General features: G+C 67.9%; 18 protein-coding genes. 11 read left to right on the top strand and 7 right to left on the bottom strand.

The window, feature by feature from the left end; genetic code table 11:
* Positions 1 to 10: 10 nt before the first annotated feature.
* The 4 genes from JK364_RS50675 to JK364_RS50665 all read right to left on the bottom strand — a co-directional run bounded on the left by JK364_RS50675 (position 11) and on the right by JK364_RS50665 (position 3,324).
* Positions 11 to 799 carry a helix-turn-helix domain-containing protein gene (locus JK364_RS50675; RefSeq protein WP_201858264.1) on the bottom strand — a complete coding sequence of 263 codons (789 nt, stop codon included), beginning with the start codon at positions 797 to 799 and terminating at the stop codon, positions 11 to 13.
* Between the two features lie 81 nt (positions 800 to 880).
* Positions 881 to 1,126: a helix-turn-helix domain-containing protein gene (locus JK364_RS58330; RefSeq protein ID WP_372462091.1), complete on the bottom strand. Its 246-nt coding sequence runs from the start codon at positions 1,124 to 1,126 to the stop codon at positions 881 to 883.
* 705 nt (positions 1,127 to 1,831) lie between these two features.
* Complete coding sequence (locus JK364_RS50670; RefSeq protein WP_201858263.1) at positions 1,832 to 2,557, bottom strand: hypothetical protein; 726 nt, start codon at positions 2,555 to 2,557, stop codon at positions 1,832 to 1,834.
* A 299-nt stretch (positions 2,558 to 2,856) separates the two neighbouring features.
* On the bottom strand, positions 2,857 to 3,324 hold the full coding sequence (locus JK364_RS50665) for a hypothetical protein (RefSeq protein WP_201858262.1): 468 nt from the start codon (positions 3,322 to 3,324) through the stop codon (positions 2,857 to 2,859).
* A 478-nt stretch (positions 3,325 to 3,802) separates the two neighbouring features.
* On the opposite strand from JK364_RS50665, the gene JK364_RS50660 reads away from it, so the two are divergent.
* The 8 genes from JK364_RS50660 to JK364_RS50625 all read left to right on the top strand — a co-directional run bounded on the left by JK364_RS50660 (position 3,803) and on the right by JK364_RS50625 (position 10,918).
* Entirely contained in the window at positions 3,803 to 4,210 is a 408-nt protein-coding gene (locus tag JK364_RS50660; RefSeq protein ID WP_201858261.1) for a hypothetical protein, read from the top strand.
* The gene (locus JK364_RS50655) at positions 4,182 to 4,706 is read left to right on the top strand and encodes a DUF6879 family protein (protein WP_201858260.1); all 525 of its coding nucleotides are present in this window, start codon (positions 4,182 to 4,184) and stop codon (positions 4,704 to 4,706) included. The genes JK364_RS50660 and JK364_RS50655 overlap by 29 nt, the downstream gene beginning before the upstream one ends.
* A gap of 8 nt (positions 4,707 to 4,714) precedes the next feature.
* A complete protein-coding gene (locus JK364_RS50650) occupies positions 4,715 to 5,569 on the top strand; it encodes a helix-turn-helix domain-containing protein (RefSeq protein ID WP_201858259.1) in 855 nt (284 codons plus the stop codon).
* Positions 5,570 to 5,581: 12 nt separating this feature from the next.
* Positions 5,582 to 5,785, top strand: a complete 204-nt coding sequence (locus JK364_RS50645) for a DUF397 domain-containing protein (protein WP_201858258.1) — start codon at positions 5,582 to 5,584, stop codon at positions 5,783 to 5,785.
* A gap of 584 nt (positions 5,786 to 6,369) precedes the next feature.
* On the top strand, positions 6,370 to 6,594 hold the full coding sequence (locus JK364_RS50640) for a bacteriocin immunity protein (RefSeq protein ID WP_372462092.1): 225 nt from the start codon (positions 6,370 to 6,372) through the stop codon (positions 6,592 to 6,594).
* 124 nt (positions 6,595 to 6,718) lie between these two features.
* Entirely contained in the window at positions 6,719 to 7,153 is a 435-nt protein-coding gene (locus tag JK364_RS50635) for a DUF6086 family protein (protein WP_201858256.1), read from the top strand.
* 181 nt (positions 7,154 to 7,334) lie between these two features.
* Positions 7,335 to 9,986: a DEAD/DEAH box helicase gene (locus JK364_RS50630; RefSeq protein ID WP_201858255.1), complete on the top strand. Its 2,652-nt coding sequence runs from the start codon at positions 7,335 to 7,337 to the stop codon at positions 9,984 to 9,986.
* Between the two features lie 401 nt (positions 9,987 to 10,387).
* Positions 10,388 to 10,918: an AraC-like ligand-binding domain-containing protein gene (locus tag JK364_RS50625; protein WP_201858254.1), complete on the top strand. Its 531-nt coding sequence runs from the start codon at positions 10,388 to 10,390 to the stop codon at positions 10,916 to 10,918.
* 207 nt (positions 10,919 to 11,125) lie between these two features.
* On the opposite strand, the gene JK364_RS50620 is transcribed toward JK364_RS50625, so the two are convergent.
* The 3 genes from JK364_RS50620 to JK364_RS50610 all read right to left on the bottom strand — a co-directional run bounded on the left by JK364_RS50620 (position 11,126) and on the right by JK364_RS50610 (position 17,384).
* The gene (locus JK364_RS50620; RefSeq protein WP_201858253.1) at positions 11,126 to 14,779 is read right to left on the bottom strand and encodes a DEAD/DEAH box helicase; all 3,654 of its coding nucleotides are present in this window, start codon (positions 14,777 to 14,779) and stop codon (positions 11,126 to 11,128) included.
* Positions 14,764 to 15,702: a hypothetical protein gene (locus JK364_RS50615; RefSeq protein WP_201858252.1), complete on the bottom strand. Its 939-nt coding sequence runs from the start codon at positions 15,700 to 15,702 to the stop codon at positions 14,764 to 14,766. The genes JK364_RS50620 and JK364_RS50615 overlap by 16 nt, the downstream gene beginning before the upstream one ends.
* A gap of 791 nt (positions 15,703 to 16,493) precedes the next feature.
* Positions 16,494 to 17,384: a nucleoside triphosphate pyrophosphohydrolase family protein gene (locus JK364_RS50610; protein WP_201858251.1), complete on the bottom strand. Its 891-nt coding sequence runs from the start codon at positions 17,382 to 17,384 to the stop codon at positions 16,494 to 16,496.
* A gap of 103 nt (positions 17,385 to 17,487) precedes the next feature.
* Here JK364_RS50610 and JK364_RS50605 point away from each other — a divergent pair, with 103 nt between their 5' ends.
* The 3 genes from JK364_RS50605 to JK364_RS50595 are packed head-to-tail and all read left to right on the top strand — an operon-like array spanning position 17,488 to position 19,093.
* Positions 17,488 to 17,766 carry a phosphopantetheine-binding protein gene (locus JK364_RS50605; protein ID WP_201858250.1) on the top strand — a complete coding sequence of 93 codons (279 nt, stop codon included), beginning with the start codon at positions 17,488 to 17,490 and terminating at the stop codon, positions 17,764 to 17,766.
* Positions 17,763 to 18,179, top strand: a complete 417-nt coding sequence (locus JK364_RS50600) for a helix-turn-helix domain-containing protein (protein WP_201858249.1) — start codon at positions 17,763 to 17,765, stop codon at positions 18,177 to 18,179. Before JK364_RS50605 ends, JK364_RS50600 begins: the two co-directional genes overlap by 4 nt.
* Complete coding sequence (locus JK364_RS50595; protein WP_201858248.1) at positions 18,176 to 19,093, top strand: ImmA/IrrE family metallo-endopeptidase; 918 nt, start codon at positions 18,176 to 18,178, stop codon at positions 19,091 to 19,093. The genes JK364_RS50600 and JK364_RS50595 overlap by 4 nt, the downstream gene beginning before the upstream one ends.
* Positions 19,094 to 19,135 lie beyond the last annotated feature (42 nt).

The raw sequence follows: 19,135 nt of genomic DNA, 5'->3' as shown, positions 1-19,135 counted from the left end.
CGAGCGGGGTCTATTCGACGGACTGTGGTCCGACTCCCCGGGCGCGCTCCTCCAGCCCCTTGACCGGACTGGTCGCTTCCCTGGTCCGGAGGCGGTTGGAGATGCGGGCGGCAGCCTCCATCGCGGCCGTGATCACCTCGCGGCCGTATGAGGCTTCGCGGCGTGTCCGCTGCAAGGGGCTGGACAGCGACAGGACAGCGGACAGGTCCCCATCGCCGCCTCCCACCGCCACCGCCAGAACCAGGCCCCCGTCGGCAACACCCTGCACCCAGCCGCGACACCGTGTCCCGGAGCACGCAGCGGCATCGCTCCACACTGCGTGGCCCTGGCTGAGCCCCCGCCATGCGAGGAAGACACGTGAGACGGGGTCTTCCCCCATCGCCACCGCCCTGGATGGATTGCGTCCACTGGCCGCCGACTTGAGTCGCTGAGCCTCGGCGATGCAGATCCGCTGATCGCCGCGACGCTGTTCAAGGCGGACGGCCCGTACGCCGGTTGTGGCCCGCAGTGCGCTGAGTTCCTGCCGCAGTTCAACGTCAGCGATCGCCCGTTGCGCCGCCATGACCAAGCGAATCAGCCTCGGCCCGACAATGAACTGCCCCTGAGGGTCGGCCTCGACCAGGCCGAGCTCCTCCATAGCGAGAACGAGTCGATGCACCGTGGAACGCTTCAGGCCGGTTTCTGAAATCACCGTGCCCAGACACGCCGGCTCCTCTTCCAGCACAGCGAGAATCGCGCAAGCCTTGTTGAGCACACCGACCCGGCTCTGCACTACACCCGGAGCAGTAATCGTCACCATCTCCCCTCGAAAGGCCAACCATTCGAATACGCGGAGCACCCCCGGTCTCATGACCGCATTGCTCTCGGCTTGCCGACGTTCTCAATCTCCAGCGGCTTTTCGCGAGGGGCGTGCTCCGCCGCGTGAGCGCAGCTTTATATTCGATTCAATGAGCAGCTTGTGAATAAACCCGAATGAGCGCCCTGTAACCTCACATATGTCCCGAATGGTCACGTCGGGGTTGCCCACATAGACGACACTGACGCTCACGCGGAAGCTTTCACGATCCTTCCCGAGAAGTATCTTCCTTCGCGGTACACGAGGGAGGTCTTCCAACTTGGCAGTCATAGCTGAATTCCTAAAATACGGAGGCTTGTGCTTAATGATGGTCGCCGAAGAGGCTCCGGCTGCGATCGTGATGTATGAACGGCTGAGGCCAGGCCTTGAGAGCCGAGGGTGAACTGCCTATGAGTAGCTGACCGGACTAGTCCCGTCCGGAGATCACCCTGAACTCCGGATAGTCGAGGGATTGGATACTTCATTCCGTGTCGGTCCGAGCAGGCCGAGCTCCCAGCCACGGCGAATGAGATGCACCGTGGTTCTGGCGTCCACCAGCGCCATCAGTGCACGCAGATCCCCACGCACGACGTCCACATGCACCCGTCTGTTCGCAGCGATCCATCCCAGATCCTGGCCGCCCGCCAAGCCGCGGAGAACCTCGTGCTGCCCCGTACTAGGCACGAGGTCCACACCGTCGTTCGTGTGCTCGGGCGGGGAGATTGCCCCCAGCAGGTAGACCCGGTGTACGGCACCCGGCCGTTCCGGCGAGTGGAGCTTGGCCGAGGCGTACCGCAGGCAGTCGTTCACCCTGGAGGTACACACACCCATCTCCGCGGCCGCTTCTGCCGGCGTCATACCGCTCGCCGTGAGCTGGAGGGCTTCCCGCTCGCGAGCGGACAGCCTCAAACGGCCCGGCGATGGGCGCGGTTGGCTGGTCACCATGACCCTTCCCGTTTCAATACGTATGGGCGTGATGGCACAGGGATGGACCGCTCAGGCGACGGTGCGTTCCCTCAGGTCCTCAAGGTCCACGGCAGTGCAGCCGTGGAGCGCGACGACTTCGCGGCAGGCGAGCGTCCAACGAAGCCGCGGGTCGCCGTACGCCACGAGCGTGAACCGCTCGCCGCGTTCGCCGGGCACCGGCCGGAGGGGCGCGGGGGCGTACACATCGCCAGCCACACCCCAGGCCGTGACCTCCTCCACCCACACCGCCACGCACTCCCTCCGCGCCGAGGGACGGCCCCACGCCTCGACGGCACAGCCATCGCATACAGGTGGCGTGGTGGTCCTCTCCCCATCTGTGACCGGCCTGCCGGTCCCCGCGTGCAGCAAGAACAGATGCCGCCCATCGGGTCGGTCGTCGGTGGGTCGGCCGCAGTACCGGCACAGCAGGTGGTTCATCGCCTGTCGCTGGCGCAGGGCGTGCACACGGTCGAGCAGTGGTGCGCCAGCCCCAGGCCTGACCGGCACCCGGATCCACAGTGCGCCCCGCCGGCGGTCGGCGATGCCGTATTCGTCCGCGTAGCCGATCCCCATACCGTCGCGGCCGTGTCGCGTCGTGATCGCGGCCGGGGGCGCGTTTTCTCCCGTCCAGGGAGCGATGTACGGCACGCGCATGGTGCCCGCGAAGTGCTGACGCGGTCGTGGACGCCGGAGGACAGCACTGGAGCAGTCCGGCAGCATCCCGCCGGCGGAGGAAAGGTGCTGGTCCCGACGCATGTTCAATCCTTCCGGGATGTGCTTTGCGAGTAGAGCCCCTCTTCGGCGGCCTTGTGACTCCGCGGGGGAACGGGAAGAAGGTGCCGAAGAGGGAGTAATGGGTCCGCATCACGCCTGGATTTGCCGCCGCCCCTCCCTTCCTGGCAGTTGGAGCAGGGGCGGCGGCCGGCCCTCCCCACCAGACGCGGGGTGGTCCAATTGACGCGACGGTCATGAAGCGACGTCGATGGGCCTGGTCCGGGGAAAGGCCCTCCGTCAGTTGCCGACTTCCTGGACGCTGACCGTCGGGGCCACCGCCATCACGGTCTGATGCCTGTCTCGCGGCGCGGGTAGAGACGCAGTGCCTCTTCCAGACAGGAGAGAAGGACGATCGCACTGGGCAGATTCAGCGGAGCTCGTTCGGTGAGGTGCCACGGCGGAGTGTCCCAGCGGACCCCGCTCGTCGGCGGCAGAGTGATCCGTGCGTCAGCGCCAGCCATGACCTGGACGCCAGCGAGCGCGGAGACGTGTACCCCGCTGCCGCGAGCAACCAGGAACGTGCCCGTCTCGCCGCACAAGAGGCATGGCAGGACCGTACTCCTACGATCGAGCCGGACCAGCGCAGATGTGGCGGCTTTGCGCGGGGTGGTCACCGCGTCGAACTCGGTGCAGGCGCCCAGCAACACGGCGCTGGAGTCGTGGGCGAAGGCGTTGTCCACCTCGCCCGGCTGCGTCAGCTCGGTGCCGATACACAAGGACCAGCCGAGAACCTCCGCGTACGCGTGCACGAGGGCAGACCTGTCGCGGGTTCTTGGCGGCCACGTAGAAGTCGTCGTCACCGGGTCCCCCAAAGGCTGTGCATTGCTCCAACGCGGAAGGCAGCGTCCGGAGCCAGTGGTTCGCCCGGGACAGCGAACTGGGGGCTGGCCTCCATCAGGTCGCGCTCGCGACGGATTCCCGGCCGGGCATCGCACTCGATCACTGAGGCGTTGACACGACGGCCCGACAAGGGATCAGCCACGTGACCAAGTCCGAGCCGCCTCGTGATCATGCATGCCGTCCACTTCACCTGATGGGCATCCATCCGTGGCTCCTCGTCACTCTTCGTGGCCTCACTCGGATACGAAGACGAACGTAGGTCTGGGTACGGCCAAGCCCCAAGAAGATTGCGCGAGTTTGCAGGACATGGATTGACTGGGTCGAACGACTCATCGAGCATCGTCATGCCGCGCAAATCTGCGCAAGACAGCGGACGGGAGAGCAACCATGCGACTACGGTTCCTTGGTAAGAACTCCACCCCGGGAGACAGCCCCACCCTGTACGCCAGCGACCAGAACAGCTACGTCGTCCAAGGCTGGAAGGTGTACGCCAACGATCTGCTCGCACAGCTCGACGTGCCGGAAGGACAGGCAATCATCGAGGTGCCAATCGAGCTGTTCGAGCATCTGACGAAGGACGGACACTCAAGCGGCAGGATCAAGGACTTCGCCGCCCCGATCATGCTCGTCACCGAACAGGGCACATGCATCTTGCAGGGCCCGGAAATGCATGACCCCGAAGCCCTGAGCCAGATGCGCATGCCCGACTATGAGACGTGCATCGAGGTCCCCAAGTCCTCGATCGTGGCCCTGTTGGAGGAACACCGTGGACCTGATCACGTCCGCCCAGCGTGACGAACTGTTCAACAGCTTCAAACGCGACGCCTTCCACCTGGAGTTGCGGGACGACTACGGATCTCCCATCGAGGACACGCCATACACCCGATGGAAGAGGGGCGAGCCGGACGATTACGTGTGGCTCGCTCCCTGGATGACCCTCATGAAGCGCATTACAGGCGAGGGGAAGACCGTCCGACGAGTCCGCGTCGTCAGTGAGCCCCATTCCCAGTACGTGGGATGGGAGCACTCACTGACCCATCTCAATATCGAGGCCGGCGAGGACGTCCGATGGCTACCGCGGCACCAGCTACCCGAAGGCATTACTTTCCCCGCGCAGGGGAACGACTGGTGGTTGTACGACGATCAGCTCCTTGCCGTGGGCCACTTCGACCGTGACGGGCGAGTGCTCGGGTCAGAGATCGTTGAGGACCCCGCCTTCGTGGCCGAGTGCGTCCGCCTGCGCGACCTCCTCTGGGCCGTCGCCATCCCCCACTTCGAGTACAAGCCCTGACCCCACCTGTGAGCACGCAAGTAGAAGAGGCACTGCATGCGCTGGGTGCCCGGCTGCGCGGCTTCCGCAAGGATGCCGGATTCGCAAGCGGCCGGGCATTCGCGCGTGCCACCGCCTGGCAGGAGTCAAAAGTCTCCCGCATCGAGAATGGCAAACAGCGCCCCACCGAGGAAGACATCCGTGTCTGGTGCGATAAAACAGGCCAGAACGACCACGTAGGCGACCTCATCGCCATCGTCCGCCACGTCGACGAACTGTGGCTGGAGTGGCGCCGCCTACTCCAGACCGGCGCAGAGCAGCGACAGAAACAGGGCCTTCAGGTCTACGCCAAGACCAAGGTCTTCCGCATCTGGCACCCTACGGTCGTGTGGGGGACTCTTCAGACGGCGGAGTACGCGTCTGAGACCTTCAAGCAGGTCGTCAGCTACTACGAGATCCCCGACGATGCGGAAGCCGCCACGGCCAAGCGGCTTGAACGTCAGCAGTATCTCTACCGGGGCGACCGGATCTTCACCGTGCTGCTCGGCGAGCAGGCGCTGTACACCAACTTCGGAGGCCCTGAGATCATGAAGGGGCAGCTTGACCGCCTCCTGGCTGTCATGAGGCTCCCCCGGCTGAGCCTGGGTATCCTCCCGAGGTCCGCGCCCACCTCCATATGGCCGGGCAACTCGTTCTCGATGTTCGATGACCGGCTGGTCCAGGTCGAGACCTATTCGGCAGAGTTCTCCGTCTCCCAACCCCGAGAGATCGAGCTCTACGCCAAGGCGTTCGCCCTCCTGAGACAGTCAGCCGTCTACGGAACCGCACTCCGGGACCTCATCCTCGCCGCAATTCAGCACTATGACCGGATGCCCACCGCCTAGGAGACTACGACCTTGACAACAAAGCCGAAGTGGCGAACCAGCTCCTACACAAAGTCCGACACTTGCGTCGAAGTATCCGACAACCAGCCCGACTTGGTACTCGTCCGAGACTCAAAAGACCCGGACCGCGGATGCCTGGCCCTTCGGCCAGCTGCCTGGTCATCCTTCTTGGACTTCCTCAGGGCAACGGAGGTACGGCCCGGCCGCGTGCGCTGATGGCTGAGACTCTCTCCGCTGTCCCCGCACGGCGGCGGCGAGCAGCGGGGCGATGCGTTTCCACTCCGCGAGTCCTGGGGTGCATCGAACCGGGTGTCCTCGAGGGCGCGTGCGACGGCGTCGGCGTCCATGCCCTTCGCACGGCGGCCGATGCGGGCGAGGTCGACCGGCTCGCGGGGCGCGGCGACGCGCGGGACGTCGGGGCGGCCAAGGCGTGGTCATCATCGGCCTCGCATTTGCGGTACGGAATCGGCGAACCCGCCTGCCGGGCAGCCAGGGAGGAACGGGACGGGCTGGCGGGCATTCCCGCCAGGTCTCCCCGACCACCGTGCTCAGTCGTCCATGGCCTCGTCGTGGAGGCGCCTAGCAAGATCGTCGACCCAGTCCCCGGCCCACGCCCGCAGAGCGGCCGTCTCTGCGGCGGTGAGACCGTAGCAGAGGGGACCGGGCGGCTGGGTATGGCCCCGTACGTCGATGCTGCGGTCGCCGAGATCCGCGTGGAGGCCCCGTCCGTCAGGACTTGTCCCCTGACCGATCATGGGTTTCGTTGCGGTGTCCTCGACGGGAGGGGCTTGATGGGGGACATGGAGATGAGCCGGGCCGAGGCGGTTGCGCTCGTGCAGCGGATCATGGATGCGGACTACGCCTCCGAAGACGAGGTGGACAGCTGGCTGGACCTGCTCGACCGGGCCCTGGGATGCCCGACTGGGCATACCAGCGGCTTGATCTTCTGGCCGCCGCCGGATGGAGAGCTCTCGGCTGATGAAGTAGTCGCTCAGGCCCTGGCGTATCGGCCGATCGCCTTGTGAGGTCCTGGTTCAGCTCCAGGCGCAGGTGACGAGGACTGCGGTGATGCCGGCGCTGGGAAGACGTAGCCGCGTTCGGCGATGGCAACGGCCATGGCCCCGGGCGGAGCTTGCGGATGGAGGGCCGATGAGCCAGTACTTCACCATGGGCGAGGAGTCGCTGTGGAATCCCTCCAACGGGGCGGCTCGGCTGTTCCTGCGGCAGACGGCCGTGTTCGAGGCAGAACTCGGTCTCCCGTCGGGCCTGGGTCCCATGGACAACGACGAGTGCCAGATCGACCCCGTTGCACTCGGTGCCTTCGCCCACGCTGTTCTGGAGTACCACCAACGCACGCCTCACGCCGTCATCCTGGCCCTGTCGGAGGGATTCACCGCCACGCTGCTGGTCCTTGCTCAGCGTGCAGGGGTAGAGGTGTGCTGGACGCCGCCCCACAGTGACCAGGACGGCCACCTGCGGGACGTGCAGGTCTCCACACGCCCGCCGGCATCCCTGGCAGCCGAGCCGAAGACACAGGGATTGAGAGTGAAGGTGCGAGAGCTGGACCAGCTCATGCCCCGGTGACAGCGCATCACCCGGACTGAGATATCGGTTTCAATCCCGCCCTGTACAGATCACACATACTGCTCTGGCCGACCTGCGTCCCACCCTCGACCCAGTTTGGGCTGACAGCACACTGGATCACCGAGGCAGCTAGAGTGAGCGGCGGAATTCTTCGAAGAAATCACCGGGGAAGATTCTTCACATGTCAGGTATCCGGCTCCGCAAGCATCAGGTGGAGACAAAATCCCGGATTCGACAGTGGGTTGGATTCCCTGCAAGGTCATCTGTTCCGGAGTGCGGTGCCCGTGCCACCGTGGTGTCGGCCACCGGGTCTGGGAAGACTTACACGGCCGCGGTCGCCGCGCTGGAGTACTTCCCCCGCGGCCGGATCCTGGTGATGGCGGACACGATCGACCTGCTGGTGCAGTCCGCCCAGGCGTGGCGCCGGGTGGGCCACAGCGGGCCCATGGTCGCGGTGTGTTCGCTGGAGAAGGACGAGGTCCTGGAGCGTCTGGGGGTTCGGGCGACCACGAATCCGATCCGGCTGGCGATGTGGGCCGGGACAGGGCCGGTGGTGGTGTTCGCTACCTACGCCTCTCTGGTGGACCGAGAGGACCCGGAGGACCTGACGAGTCAGGGACGCGTCCGCGGGCCGCTGGAGGCCGCCCTGGCGGGCGGAGAGCGGCTGTACGGACAGCGGATGGCACCGTTCGACCTCGCGGTAGTGGACGAGGCCCACGTGACCGCCGGGGACGCCGCCCGTCCCTGGGCGGCGATCCACGACAACGCGCGCATCCCGGCCGACTTCCGCCTCTACATGACCGCCACCCCTCGCATCCTCGCCTCCCCCCGGCCGCAGAAGGGCAAGGACGGCCAGGAGCCGGAGATCACGTCGATGATCTCCGATCCGGACGGCACGTACGGCGAACGGATTTTCGAGCTCGGGCTGGCGGAGGCGGTCGAGCGGAACATCCTCGCCGGCTTCGAGATCGACGTCCTGGAGATCCGCGACCCCCAGCCGGTTCTGGGGCTGTCGGAGGAGGCGCTGCGCGGGCGTCGGCTGGCGCTGCTGCAGGCCGCTCTCCTGGAGCACGCGGCCAGGTGGAACCTGAAGACGGTGATGACGTTCCACCAGCGGGTGGAGGAAGCATCGGCGTTCGCGGAGAAGCTGCCCGAGACCGCTGCCGAGCTGTACGCGACCGAGGCGTCCGGCCAAGCCCTGTCCGAGGCCGAGAAACTGCCGGAGTCGTCGATCGACGCGCAGCTGCATGAGCTGGAGGAAGGCCGTCACGTACCCCCGGACCGGGTGTGGTCGGCGTGGCTGTGCGGCGACCACTTGGTGGCCGAGCGGCGCGAGGCCATCCGCCAGTTCGCCAATGGCGTCGACGCATCCGGCCGCCGGGTGCACCGAGCGTTCCTCGCCTCCGTTCGGGTCCTGGGCCAGGGGGTCGACATCGTCGGCACACGGGGTGTGGAGGCCGTCTGCTTCGCCGACACCCGTAGCTCCCAGGTCGAGATCGTCCAGAACATCGGCCGCGCCCTCAGGCCGAACCCGGATGGCTCCACCAAGGTCGCGCGGATCATCGTGCCGGTCTTCCTCCAGCCCGGCGAGGACCCTCAGGACATGGTCGCCAGCGCCTCGTTCCGCCCCCTGGTCGCGGTGCTCCAGGGCCTGCGCTCACACTCCGAACAACTGGTCGAACAGCTCGCCTCCCGTGCCCTCACCCGGAGCCGCCAGGAGCGGCGCGTGCACATCCAGCGCGACGCACAGGGCCGGATCGTCGGGGCCGGCGGCCAGGGCGAGGACCAGGAGGACGAGGGCACCGGCGGTGCTGCCGAGTCCGCGCTGCTGCACTTCTCCAGCCCCCGCGACGCGGCCACCATCGCCGCGTTCCTGCGGACCCGGGTCTACCGGCCCGAGAGCCTGGTGTGGCTGGAAGGCCACCAGGCCAGACGGCGCTGGCGGGAAGAGAACACCATCACCGGACTCCACGCAACCCCCTACGACGCGGAAACAGCCATCGGCGGGGGCCGGTTCCCGGTGGGGCGCTGGGAAGCCCAGCAGCGCCGCACGGCCCGCGCCGGAGACCTCGACGCCTGGCGCCGCGAACTCCTGAACGAGGACGGCATGGTGTGGGAACCCGGAGAGGAGGCATGGGAGACCAAACTGGCCCTCTTCCGCTCCTACTGGCACGCCCACGGGCACCTCGCCCCCCGGCAGGACGCCATCTGGGGCGAAACCGATACCGAAACCCAGCCAATCGGCCAGCAAGCGGCCAACATCCGCAGAAAGAACAGCCTCGGCAAGAACCCCGAACGGGCCCAGACCCGCGCCGCACAGCTCACCGCGATCGACCCCGACTGGGACTGCTCCTGGCCACTGGACTGGCAACGCCACTACCGCGTCCTCGCCCAGCTCGCCGAGGACGAGCCCGGCGGCCGCCTGCCCGATATCCCACCCGGCGTGCTGTTCGAGGGTGACGACCTGGGAAAATGGCTCCTGCAGCAAGCGAACAACTGGACGGGCCTGTCCGACGAGCAGCAGCGGCGGCTGACCGCGCTGGGCGTGACGCCCGCGGAACGGCCCCGCCCCGAGGCCCACAGCGGCAGGAAGACGGCGGAGAAGCTGTCAGCGGCCTTCCAGCACAGTGTGGCAGCCCTCGCACAGTTCATCGCCCGCGAAGGACATCACCGCGTCCCCAGAAGCCACGTAGAAGAGATCACACTCGACGGCCACGACACCGCGGTGACTGTCCGGCTAGGGGTATTCATGAGCAACACCAAATCCAGACGGGACAAACTCACCGAACCGCAGCGCGCCGCTCTGACCGAACTGGGCGTGGAATGGGCCTGAGCCCGATCAGTTCGGAGGTCGGTCCACAGGGTACCGGCAGACCGTTCTCCTCGTCACCGTCCTCACCGGAGGTTGTACCGGGACCCCTGGGCGTGGACACCGGCCTCGCGCTGTCGGACGCCGCACCACGCAGTGTCCCCGGCCGGAGGCCCGGATCTGTGTCAGTGGTCACCGGGTGGTCGCCTTCATGGTGGCCATAGGAGCGGCGGCGGTCTCCGATCCGTGGTGCAGGAGCTGTCGCCTCCCGGCCGCACGGAAGTCTGGGAGCCACCATCACTGTCTCGAAGGCTTCCCGCCTGTCACCCGCCGAACGACACGGCCTTTACTTCCTCTGGTTTACGTGGACGACAGCCGGACGGTACGGCGTGCCGTTGGTGAAGTGCGGGGGGGGGGGGAACCAAGTGAACGAGGATGTGTTCCGCACGGAGGAGTTACCGCGGGCCGACCGCTTCGATGCGTGGCGTGAGCGTGCGGCTCACAGCCACGCGCCAGTGGAGATGAGCAGTGCCCGTTTCGCGCACTTCCGCGGTTTCCAGCAGGCGGTGCAACTGGGTGCCGTGCCCGTCTATGCGTCGGAGTGGCAGCCCGCGGTGGCACGCCGGACGCCGAGGCTGATTCGGCAGCCTGCCCCCGAGCGGTACCGCCTGTCGTTCATCCGGAGCGGCACCGTCGGAACAGCTGTCAACGGCCGGCACATCACCTACGGTGCGTACGGGCTGTTCAGCCACACCACCTGGGCTCCCTTTGAGCCGCGTATCGGCACCCGCGAGGACCGGGTCAAAGCCGTCAGCGTCGAGGTCCCCCGCGCGCTGCTGTCGCTGCCCGCGGCGCAGGTAGACCACGTGATCGGCCGCCCTCTGAGCGGACGGGACGGCACCGGTGCTCTGCTTGCCGCCTTTCTCAACACGCTGACCGCCGACGCCAGGTCCTGAACCACCGCCGACGCCGCCCGTTTGGAGACAGTCCTGCTCGACCTGGTCACCGCGGTCTTCGCAGCCATCTGCACCGCCTGTTCCAGCCTGAGCGGGACACCGTCGCGGCGTACATCCGGCACCAGCGGCTGGAGCGCGACTGATCGGCGTAGCGCTCCCGGGCGGGTGCGGGTGATCGCGCCGGTCACGCGTCGGCCCCCCTTTTTTCTATGTCTGGTGGGTGAGGTGAAAGGTGAGGTCGTCGTGCGTGAGGGTGAGGGTGAAATCGATCCCGCTCTCGAGGATGGTCAGGACATCGTTGTGGGCTTCGGCGGGGATCCGGGCAGCGTTCTCGCCGTTGTCGCTGATCATCAAGGGGACGGGCCGGGAGCTGTCGGCGCCGGTGATGCGGACTTCGTCCGCCCACCGTGAGGGGCCGGTGAGGGTAACCCGCAACGTGCAGGAGCCATGGTCGAGGAGGTCATTGATCAGTGACCGGCGGTGGCGCACGTACTCCAGGAGTTCGCCGATCTCATAAGGGCTGGCGCCGAAGTCGTCTCTCCAGCGTTCGATGTGGAGATCGCGCAGGTGGTCGCGCAGATCCTTGAGGCGGTAGAAGCCGCTGGCCTGGCCGATGCGGTGGGCCAGGCGGCGTGAGGTGATACCGCGGTTGAGCAGATGCAGGGCGTGGGGAGTGTCGACTCCGTGGCGTATGTGCCAGCCGAGCGCGGTGGGCAGGCGGAAGCCGGCCCCGGTCTCCTCCAGGCGGGCGTTGACGAGGTTGATGAGCGCGCCCAGCGTCCAGGCCAGGTAGTGCTCGAAGGTCACGCTGATGTTGCTGACGGTCTGTTCCAAAGCCCACTCCGACTCCAGGCCCGGCAGCCAGTCGGCGGCCAGGCGGGGGATGGAGTGTCCACCGATCCAGTCGCGTACGGCCTGGTTGACGTCGACGGTGACGGGCTCGCTTCTGCTTCCGGGCTTCTGCGTGAACCTCCAGGCGTCTTTGCCTTCGGGCTGGGTGAGCAGGAAGGGGAAAACTCCGTGGCGGGCCAGGACGTCCAAGGCGTATTCGAGGGGCCATTCGTCGGCTTGGTCGGTGCCGAAGACGGGCCCCCAGGCGTCGTCGACGATGTCCTCCCATGGGTCCGTTTCCGGCGCCCAGGGGTCCGGGGTGTCCTGCGGGGATGAGGGGCCGGCCGCGGGTGGGCTGTCCTCCCCCAGCAGTCTCCGGGCAAGGACGGCGGCGAAGGTGTCGAGGTTGCGGGCGGTGGCGATGCTGGTCCCGGGTGTCGTCCAGCGACGCCGCGCCTCGGTGTCCGTCGCGAGGTACTGGTTCGCGACGTGGTGGCCCAGTTGTTTCCACCGGGCCGCGAGCTCGGGTTTCAGCTGGCGCATGGCCAGGAGCCGGTCGAGGGCGTCGAGCGGATGGTGGTGAGTGAGGGTGGGGATGTTCTCGTAGCTGGCGAGGATGAACCACACGTAGGAGATGAAGTCGGCGGCCTGGCTCGCTGCCACTGTCAGGATCGCGTCGGCGCTGCGGGCGATGAGGTCCTCGGCCTGGGCGAGTGAGGCGAGGGCCTCTTGGGTGCCGAGGGCCGAGAGAACGGTCAGGCTGTCGGCCTTGGGGGCGAGGAGGCGGAAGTCCGCCGCCTTGGGGTTGTTGTTGCGGGCGAGGAGGACCCAGCCTTCGCTTTCGCGCCCTGCCCGGCCTGCACGGCCTATGGCGTTGAGGAGTTGAGCGGGCGACATGGGGTGCTTACCGGGGCGGGGGGTGGTGAAGCCGTCATCGACGTCCGCGTGGATGACCACCGACCGCACGGGGAGGTTGACGCCGTCGGTCAGGGTGCTGGTGCAGCAGATCACTTGCAGCTGGCCTGAGCGCAGGGCTTCTTCGACGGGGTGCAGGACCTCGGTGGGAAGCCGCGCGTGGTGGTAGGCCACACCGTGGCGAGCGCAGGCGACGAGGGGATGGTCTTCGCCGAGGGTCTGTGCCAGGAAGCCTGCCAGCGGCGCGGCGGGCGGATGCGGGTCAAGGTGCCGGGCGACATCCTCGGCCATGGCTTTGGCGTCGTTGCGGGTGCCGCAGACCACCAGGACGCTGCCGGCGTCGGCCAAGTGGGCCGCACCGTAGGCGAACAGGGCCCGGTTGGTCACGGATACAGGCAGTTTGCTGCTGATGTCGCCGGGTGTCTTCTCCCGGTAGATGCGCTCCCCCAGCGGCTCGCCGGCATCCGTCGTCATGTGGTGGAGCGTGCCGTCTGCGGTGGGGCGCACGCTGATGCGCAGGCCCATGGGGACACGGCGTTCGGTGTTGCGGGTCCGGTTGGCGCGCGGAGGCAGCACGATGCGGGTGGCCCGGTCTTCGAAGGCGTGCGGGGTCAGGACGCCGTGGAGGCGGCGCGGGCCTCGCCACTGCCGGGTGAACGCCACTTTCTCGGGTGGCTGAGTGTCGTCCAGCCAGGCGGCGAGGTGTCCGTGGTTGCCGACCGCGGCGGACAGCAGGACCAGGCGGGGCGGAGCGGGGTGGGACTGGCAGAAGGCGAGGAGGCCTTCGAGGAGGAAGCCGCGCCGGCCTTGCTGGATGTGGTGAGCTTCGTCCACCACGATCAGCCCGACGTCTTCGAGTGCCTCCGTGGGGTCCTGCCGCAGTGCGTGCGTCAGGCGTTCGGGCGTCATGATGTCCACGTCTCCGGCCGTGGGCCCGAGGAAGACGCCAGGGGCGGGAAAGTCGGGTTCTTCGGCGGCCAGAGTGCGTCCCAGCAGCCTGAGACGGGCACGCAGAGACTGCCGCATCTCACGGCCCAGGCTGCGCAGCGGGGACAGGTACAGCACGCGTTCGCCGGGGTGGGCGGCCAGGTGGCCGCAGATGATCAGCTGGGCCATGAGGGTCTTGCCCGCGCTGGTGGGGACACTGATCAGCAGTCTCCGGGTGGTGGGGTCGAGCGGGTTGAGCGTGGTGAGCAGGTCCCGCTGGGGCGGCCACAGTGTCATCACCGGCGGGTCGGAGAGGGCAAAAGCGCGGGCCAGCGCGAGCGGGCTGCCGTCCGGCAGGAGACTTTGCAGACTTCCCGCCTGAAGATCCTCGACGAGTTCGAGTAGATGGGCCGCTACCCAGCGGGCGGAGCGGTCCGAGCGGCCGGCCTCCCCGGTGATGACACTCCGCAGACGGCCCCGTGCCCGTTCCAGGGCGGCCGTGTCGGCGCGGGTGAGATACACCAGGAGGCCAGAGCAGGCGTCGACGACCGCCTCAGCCGGCCCGAACAGGGTCCCGTGCAGGCTCTCCGCGCTGGTCAGGGCCGCGATGCCTTGCAACTGCGTGCGCCATTGGCGCAGCACCCGGGAGGCGCGGCGGCGCTGCATGCCCAGGAAGGCGACGCCTGCTTCGACGGCGAGCGTGTCCAGGTGATCGGCCAGGTCCGTCTCGGTGACCAGCAGGTCATCGACCTGCCGGAAGACGGCTGTCGCATTGGGGTCCTGTTCGCAGCGGCGGTAGCCGATCTGCGCGCCGAAGGCCATGGCAAGGCGGCGGGCCCGTACGACCGGGCGCGGCTCTGCCGGGCCGGCGGTGCCGTCTTGGGCGTCAGGGGGGTCGTTGGTCTGGTGGCGGGGATCACTGAGGCCGAGCTCGAGAAGGTGCGCGCTGACGGCGAAAGCGTGGCGGCGGCGGACGGGGCCGTATTGCGGTCCGACGCGTGCTGCGGCGATCCCGTGCAGGAACCAGGCGGTGGCCAGCATCTGGTCGCCTATGTCGACGTGGCCGCGGATGCCGGCGACTTCGGCCTCGGCGATGAGTGTGGCCAGCGCCTCGGGGGTGGGCAGGATGCTGTTGTCGTGGATGCCCATGGCCTGGGCCAGGATCTGGGGGTCTACAGTGCGCTCCACACCAGCTCCTGTACGTGGCGGGCAAAGTCTTCGAAGTCGTCGATGGCGATGACGAGTCCTTCGAGCTGCCCGGAATGCTTGAGGTGGTCCAGATGCTGGTGGGCGGTGCTGAAGGCGCGCCGGGGCGGGTCGGGGACGGCGGCGGTATTGGTGGCCACGCTCACGCCGGCTCCGCTGGCCTGGTCGCCGTCGATCCACAGGTCGAGCATGGAGGCGACGAAGTCGCCCAGTTCGGGGTCGTTGGTCAGTGCTCTGTCGCCCCATCCTGAGATCGACATGACGTACAGGTCGCCGCTGGACTTCATCTGCTGGAAGGCACCGGTGACGGTGGCGGACAAGGAGTTGTCCTGGCCGGTGAACTTCTTCATCTCCCAGAGCCGGAAGACGAGTTCGGGCGTCTGTCCTGCCGTGGTGCGGTGGATGATCAGCCCGTCGGCTCCGCCGTCGTTGACGTTGACTTTGGGCACGCTCAGGTGCGCGTTCAGCCATCCCTGGGGGTGCGGGCTTTCCTCGTGCAGGAGGTACCAAAGCCATTCGCCGACGTGGCCTGCCACGCCGTGGTGTTTCTTGGCGCCGGCCGCCTGGGGTTTGAAGACAGGGGTGGCGAAGGTGGTCAGAAGCCTGCGCTGGCGGTCATCGAGTGTGGTGATCTGGCCGAGGGCGAAGCTGCGCCACAGGGCGAAGTCCTGGGTCCGCCTTCCGTAGCGGTCCCGCATGATCGCCTCTGCGACGATCCAGGCGACCGCGGCACGGGGCTCGGGGGCGAGTCCGGCCAAGGACACCAGTTCCCACGCGCACGGCTGGTCGGTTCCGCGGCGTTCCCTGGCCGTGGCGAACGCGGTGACTCTGTTGCCGTGTGCGGCGGCAAGGTCCGCCGCGGCCGGGGCCGGCGGGCGTATGGCGCGAGCGGTTGCCGTGCTCATCTGCCGGCCTTCGGAAGACCTCGGTGTCTTCGGGCTCCGGTCGGATCGCCTGTTGCCGTTGGTGACGGCTCTCGACGCCGCCCGAGATGGACGTCACGCCATCCAGGGATGCGGGCGGTGGGGGCCTGTTCCGGGTATCTGGTCAGGCTGTCGGCCAGTGTGGGGACTGGTACAGCGCCGGCCGTGTTCCAGCGGCTGCGGCGATGGCCTCGGGCACGTCCTTCGAGCTGAGCCATAGGGGTTTCCTCCCTCTTTCCTCGAAACCGCTGGGTCCTACGACAAGGAGAGACGTTCCTTTGCCGCTCGGGTGCCCGCCGGGCAGAGATCGCCGGCCACGGTCTCCCCCTCCGTGACGCGAACGGCCCTCCTGCGACGTTCATCAGGGTATGTCGCACCTCCGACACCCCACGCAGACGCCTGCGTTCGGTGGAGCGTGCGCCCCGTGTCCAGGGTCGGATCACACTGCAGACCGGTGTTCCGTCCACGCCGTGGGCAACCGCTGTGCGCCGGCAGAACGTGCAGGTCATCCCCCGTGCCCTGCCACCGACGGCATCCCGGAGCCGGCATCCGCCCGCTCCTCGGGGGGAATGTGTTCAGCGTCACGGCGCGGCACTCGCCTCCGGCGACCGCTTGGAGGGATGTGGCGGCAGGAAGACGGAGTTCTCTGCGCGGCCCGGTCCGCCCAGCTGGCCGCGGTCGGCCGGGTGTACCTGGCGAGCTGTGCCCGCTGACACCCGCATGTCCTGGGTATGCCGTGTCTCATCTGCCGTCAGTCTCCAGGCGGTAGCGGATCAGGGCTCGAGGAAGACCAGCCTCTGTGTGTCCAGGTCGAGTTCGAGGCGGCCGCCGCCGTGCTTGCGCAGCTGCCGCCAGGCCGCGTAGCCCGTCATGATGGCTTTCTCCCAGTCGGCGGCGCGCAGCACGCTGACCTCCAGGTGGGCGGTCATGTGGTCGATGGTGGTGAGCAGTTCCTGGTCGACGCGGCTGACGTCTTCGAAGTAGTGGTGGCGGCTGGCGTAGGCGAAGACCAGGGCGCTGATGCCTTCTTCGATGGCGATGGCCCGGCCGCCGTCTTCGGCTTCGTCGATGCCGGGGCGGCTGCGGCGTTTGCGGCCCAGTAGGAAGCGGCTGACGGGTGACCAGCCCAGCACGGCGGCGTGGGCGAGGTGGAAGGCGTCGTGGAAGCGGTAGCCGTCTTCGATGTGGCTGGCGCTGGTGAGTGGGTCGCCGGCTGGGGTGCCGTCTTCGCGGGTGAGGACGATGACGGTGCGGCCATCCGCCCTCGGGGTGGGGGTGAAGGTGACGGTGGTGCGGCGGGGCAGCTGCTCGTGGGGCGGGTAATCGGTGTCGAAGTGAGGGCGTTCGTCGTCGGGGGTGGCGCGTGAGCGGTCTTTGGTTTTTTCCAGGCTGGCGGCGGCGATGTCTTCGAGGTCCAGGCCGAGGAGGTGGGCGAGGGTGGCGGTGTACCACAGGACGTCGCCGAGCTCTTCGCGCAGCTGCTGTTTGGAAGGTCCGGCGCCGTCGCCGTCACGGAGGCGTTTTTTGTAGGCGGCGGCTACGGAGGCGGTCTCGCCGACCAGGCCGAGGAGGGGGATCAGGGCCGGGTCGGTGCCGTCGGCGGCAGGCTGGAGGGTCTTGAGGGCTGCTTGCTGATAGCGGGCGAGGTGCACGCACACTCCCATGAAGGATCTTCCAACAAGTCTGTCGGATTTCCCGACATCGCTCTACAGTAGGTCATACCGGGCAGCCCGTGCAGGAGTTGAGCGAGAGGACCAAAAGCGGAACATGCCGTCGCAGAGCGTCCAGGACATCGTGGACATCGTGATCGATTTCCTGGCCGAGCATCAGAACAGGCCAAGCCGGGACGTCTACGAGGAACTGGCCGCGCGAGGACAGGACTTGCAGATCGATTCCGTGTTGATCATGGAAATCCTGGTGCGCGTCGAGCAGCACTTCGAGGTATCCATTCCGGCCGACGCCAAGGCGGGACGCTCTCTGCGTTCGGTGTGGGCGTTCGCCGAGACCGTGTACGACACCATGCAGGCGAAGGAGCAACAGCGATGAACGGCAGTGCGCGGCCCGGCACCGACGCCGAGCAGCGGGTCCGCCTGGGCCAGCGGCTGAAGGCGACCCGCGAGTATCTGGGGCTGTCTCAGCAGCAGGTCGCCGAGCGCACCGGCATCGTCCGCTCGGCGGTCAGCGACATCGAGCGCGGCGTGCGCAAGGTAGAGGTGATGGAGCTGCAGAAGCTCGCCCGGCTGTACCGGCTCCCCGCGTCCTACTTCCTCGACGAGGAGGAGGCGGCCGACGCCGGCGAGCACGCGCTGGCCGGGCTTCCGCGCACCGGCCGACCGTTGAGCGAGGGTGACCGCATCGAGGTGGCGAAGTTCATCCAGTATCTGCGGGCCCGCCGCCAGGCGGAGGACGAGGAGGCGGACGGCCCGCGCCCCGCCCAGAGCCCGGGGCGGGGGGCGTGAGCTGGAACAGCGCCCACGGGGCCGCGATGATCGCTGCCGCCCAGGCGCACGAGGCATTCGGCTGCCCGGTCAGCGGCTACATCGATGTCTTCGGCACGCTGCGGCAGGCCGGTGTGGAAGTGATGGGGCAGGAGCTGGGCGGTCTGCTCGGGCTCTATGTGGCGGCCGCCGACGGCGGGCCGGCGGCCCTGGTCAACACCGGCCTGGAGGAGGTGAGCATGCGGCACACCGCCGCGCACGAACTGGGTCACCACCGCCTCGGCCACGGCACCAGCGTCGATCACCAGGAGCAGTCCAGCGGCCGCTGGGGCGAGGGGTGGCCCCAGCATGAGAAGGAGGCTGAAGCCTTCGCGTCCTGGTTCCTGATGCCCCGTCCCGCCGCCCGCACCGCCCTGGCCCGCTGCGGCCTCACACGCCCCGAATCCCCGCTGGACGTCTACCGGATGGCCCGCTGGCTGGGCACCCCGTACGCCACGACGGTACGCCACCTGGTGCGGCTGAAGATGATCGACCGGTCCACCGAGGCGGTCTGGCTCAAGCACTCCCCCGGCAGTATCAAAACGGAACTCGCCCACGGCCTCCCGCTCGGGCCCCGGGCACATGTCCACGTGCTGACGGCCGCCGCGCACGATGCCACACTGCACGTGGCAGCCGGCGACTGCCTGCTGCTGGACATTCCCGGCACCCGCTACGAGGGCCTGCCCGCGGGCCTGTCCCCCGCACCGCCGGACACGGCCGGCCAGATGCCGCTCGCGGTTCTGCCCGCCCCGCCGGAGCAGGACCGCACCGTATGGGTGAGCGAGGACCTGGCCACCGATACGACGGTCACCGCCACGGCCGACAGCACGGAGACCTTCCGCGTGCGCCTCCGGCGCACCCCCCGCCGCAAAGGCTCCGACGAGTTCTGGACTTGACGGCCCACACCACCGCACGGCGCCCTGCCCACCCGCCGATCA

The sequence above is a fragment of the Streptomyces endocoffeicus genome (assembly GCF_016741935.1).
Taxonomy (GTDB): domain Bacteria; phylum Actinomycetota; class Actinomycetes; order Streptomycetales; family Streptomycetaceae; genus Streptomyces; species Streptomyces endocoffeicus.
The sequence above is the reverse complement of the archived record's forward strand: the minus strand, read 5'-3'. Positions and strand labels throughout refer to the sequence as shown.

What these genes read in the sequence shown, in the direction of transcription:
- JK364_RS50675 (WP_201858264.1), bottom strand. Translation starts at nt 799, where the DNA reads ATGGTGACGATTACTGCTCCGGGTGTAGTGCAGAGCCGGGTCGGTGTG.
- JK364_RS58330 (WP_372462091.1), bottom strand. Translation starts at nt 1,126, where the DNA reads ATGACTGCCAAGTTGGAAGACCTCCCTCGTGTACCGCGAAGGAAGATA.
- JK364_RS50670 (WP_201858263.1), bottom strand. Translation starts at nt 2,557, where the DNA reads ATGCGTCGGGACCAGCACCTTTCCTCCGCCGGCGGGATGCTGCCGGAC.
- JK364_RS50660 (WP_201858261.1), top strand. Translation starts at nt 3,803, where the DNA reads ATGCGACTACGGTTCCTTGGTAAGAACTCCACCCCGGGAGACAGCCCC.
- JK364_RS50640 (WP_372462092.1), top strand. Translation starts at nt 6,370, where the DNA reads ATGGAGATGAGCCGGGCCGAGGCGGTTGCGCTCGTGCAGCGGATCATG.
- JK364_RS50635 (WP_201858256.1), top strand. Translation starts at nt 6,719, where the DNA reads ATGAGCCAGTACTTCACCATGGGCGAGGAGTCGCTGTGGAATCCCTCC.
- JK364_RS50630 (WP_201858255.1), top strand. Translation starts at nt 7,335, where the DNA reads ATGTCAGGTATCCGGCTCCGCAAGCATCAGGTGGAGACAAAATCCCGG.
- JK364_RS50615 (WP_201858252.1), bottom strand. Translation starts at nt 15,702, where the DNA reads ATGAGCACGGCAACCGCTCGCGCCATACGCCCGCCGGCCCCGGCCGCG.
- JK364_RS50610 (WP_201858251.1), bottom strand. Translation starts at nt 17,384, where the DNA reads ATGGGAGTGTGCGTGCACCTCGCCCGCTATCAGCAAGCAGCCCTCAAG.
- JK364_RS50605 (WP_201858250.1), top strand. Translation starts at nt 17,488, where the DNA reads ATGCCGTCGCAGAGCGTCCAGGACATCGTGGACATCGTGATCGATTTC.
- JK364_RS50600 (WP_201858249.1), top strand. Translation starts at nt 17,763, where the DNA reads ATGAACGGCAGTGCGCGGCCCGGCACCGACGCCGAGCAGCGGGTCCGC.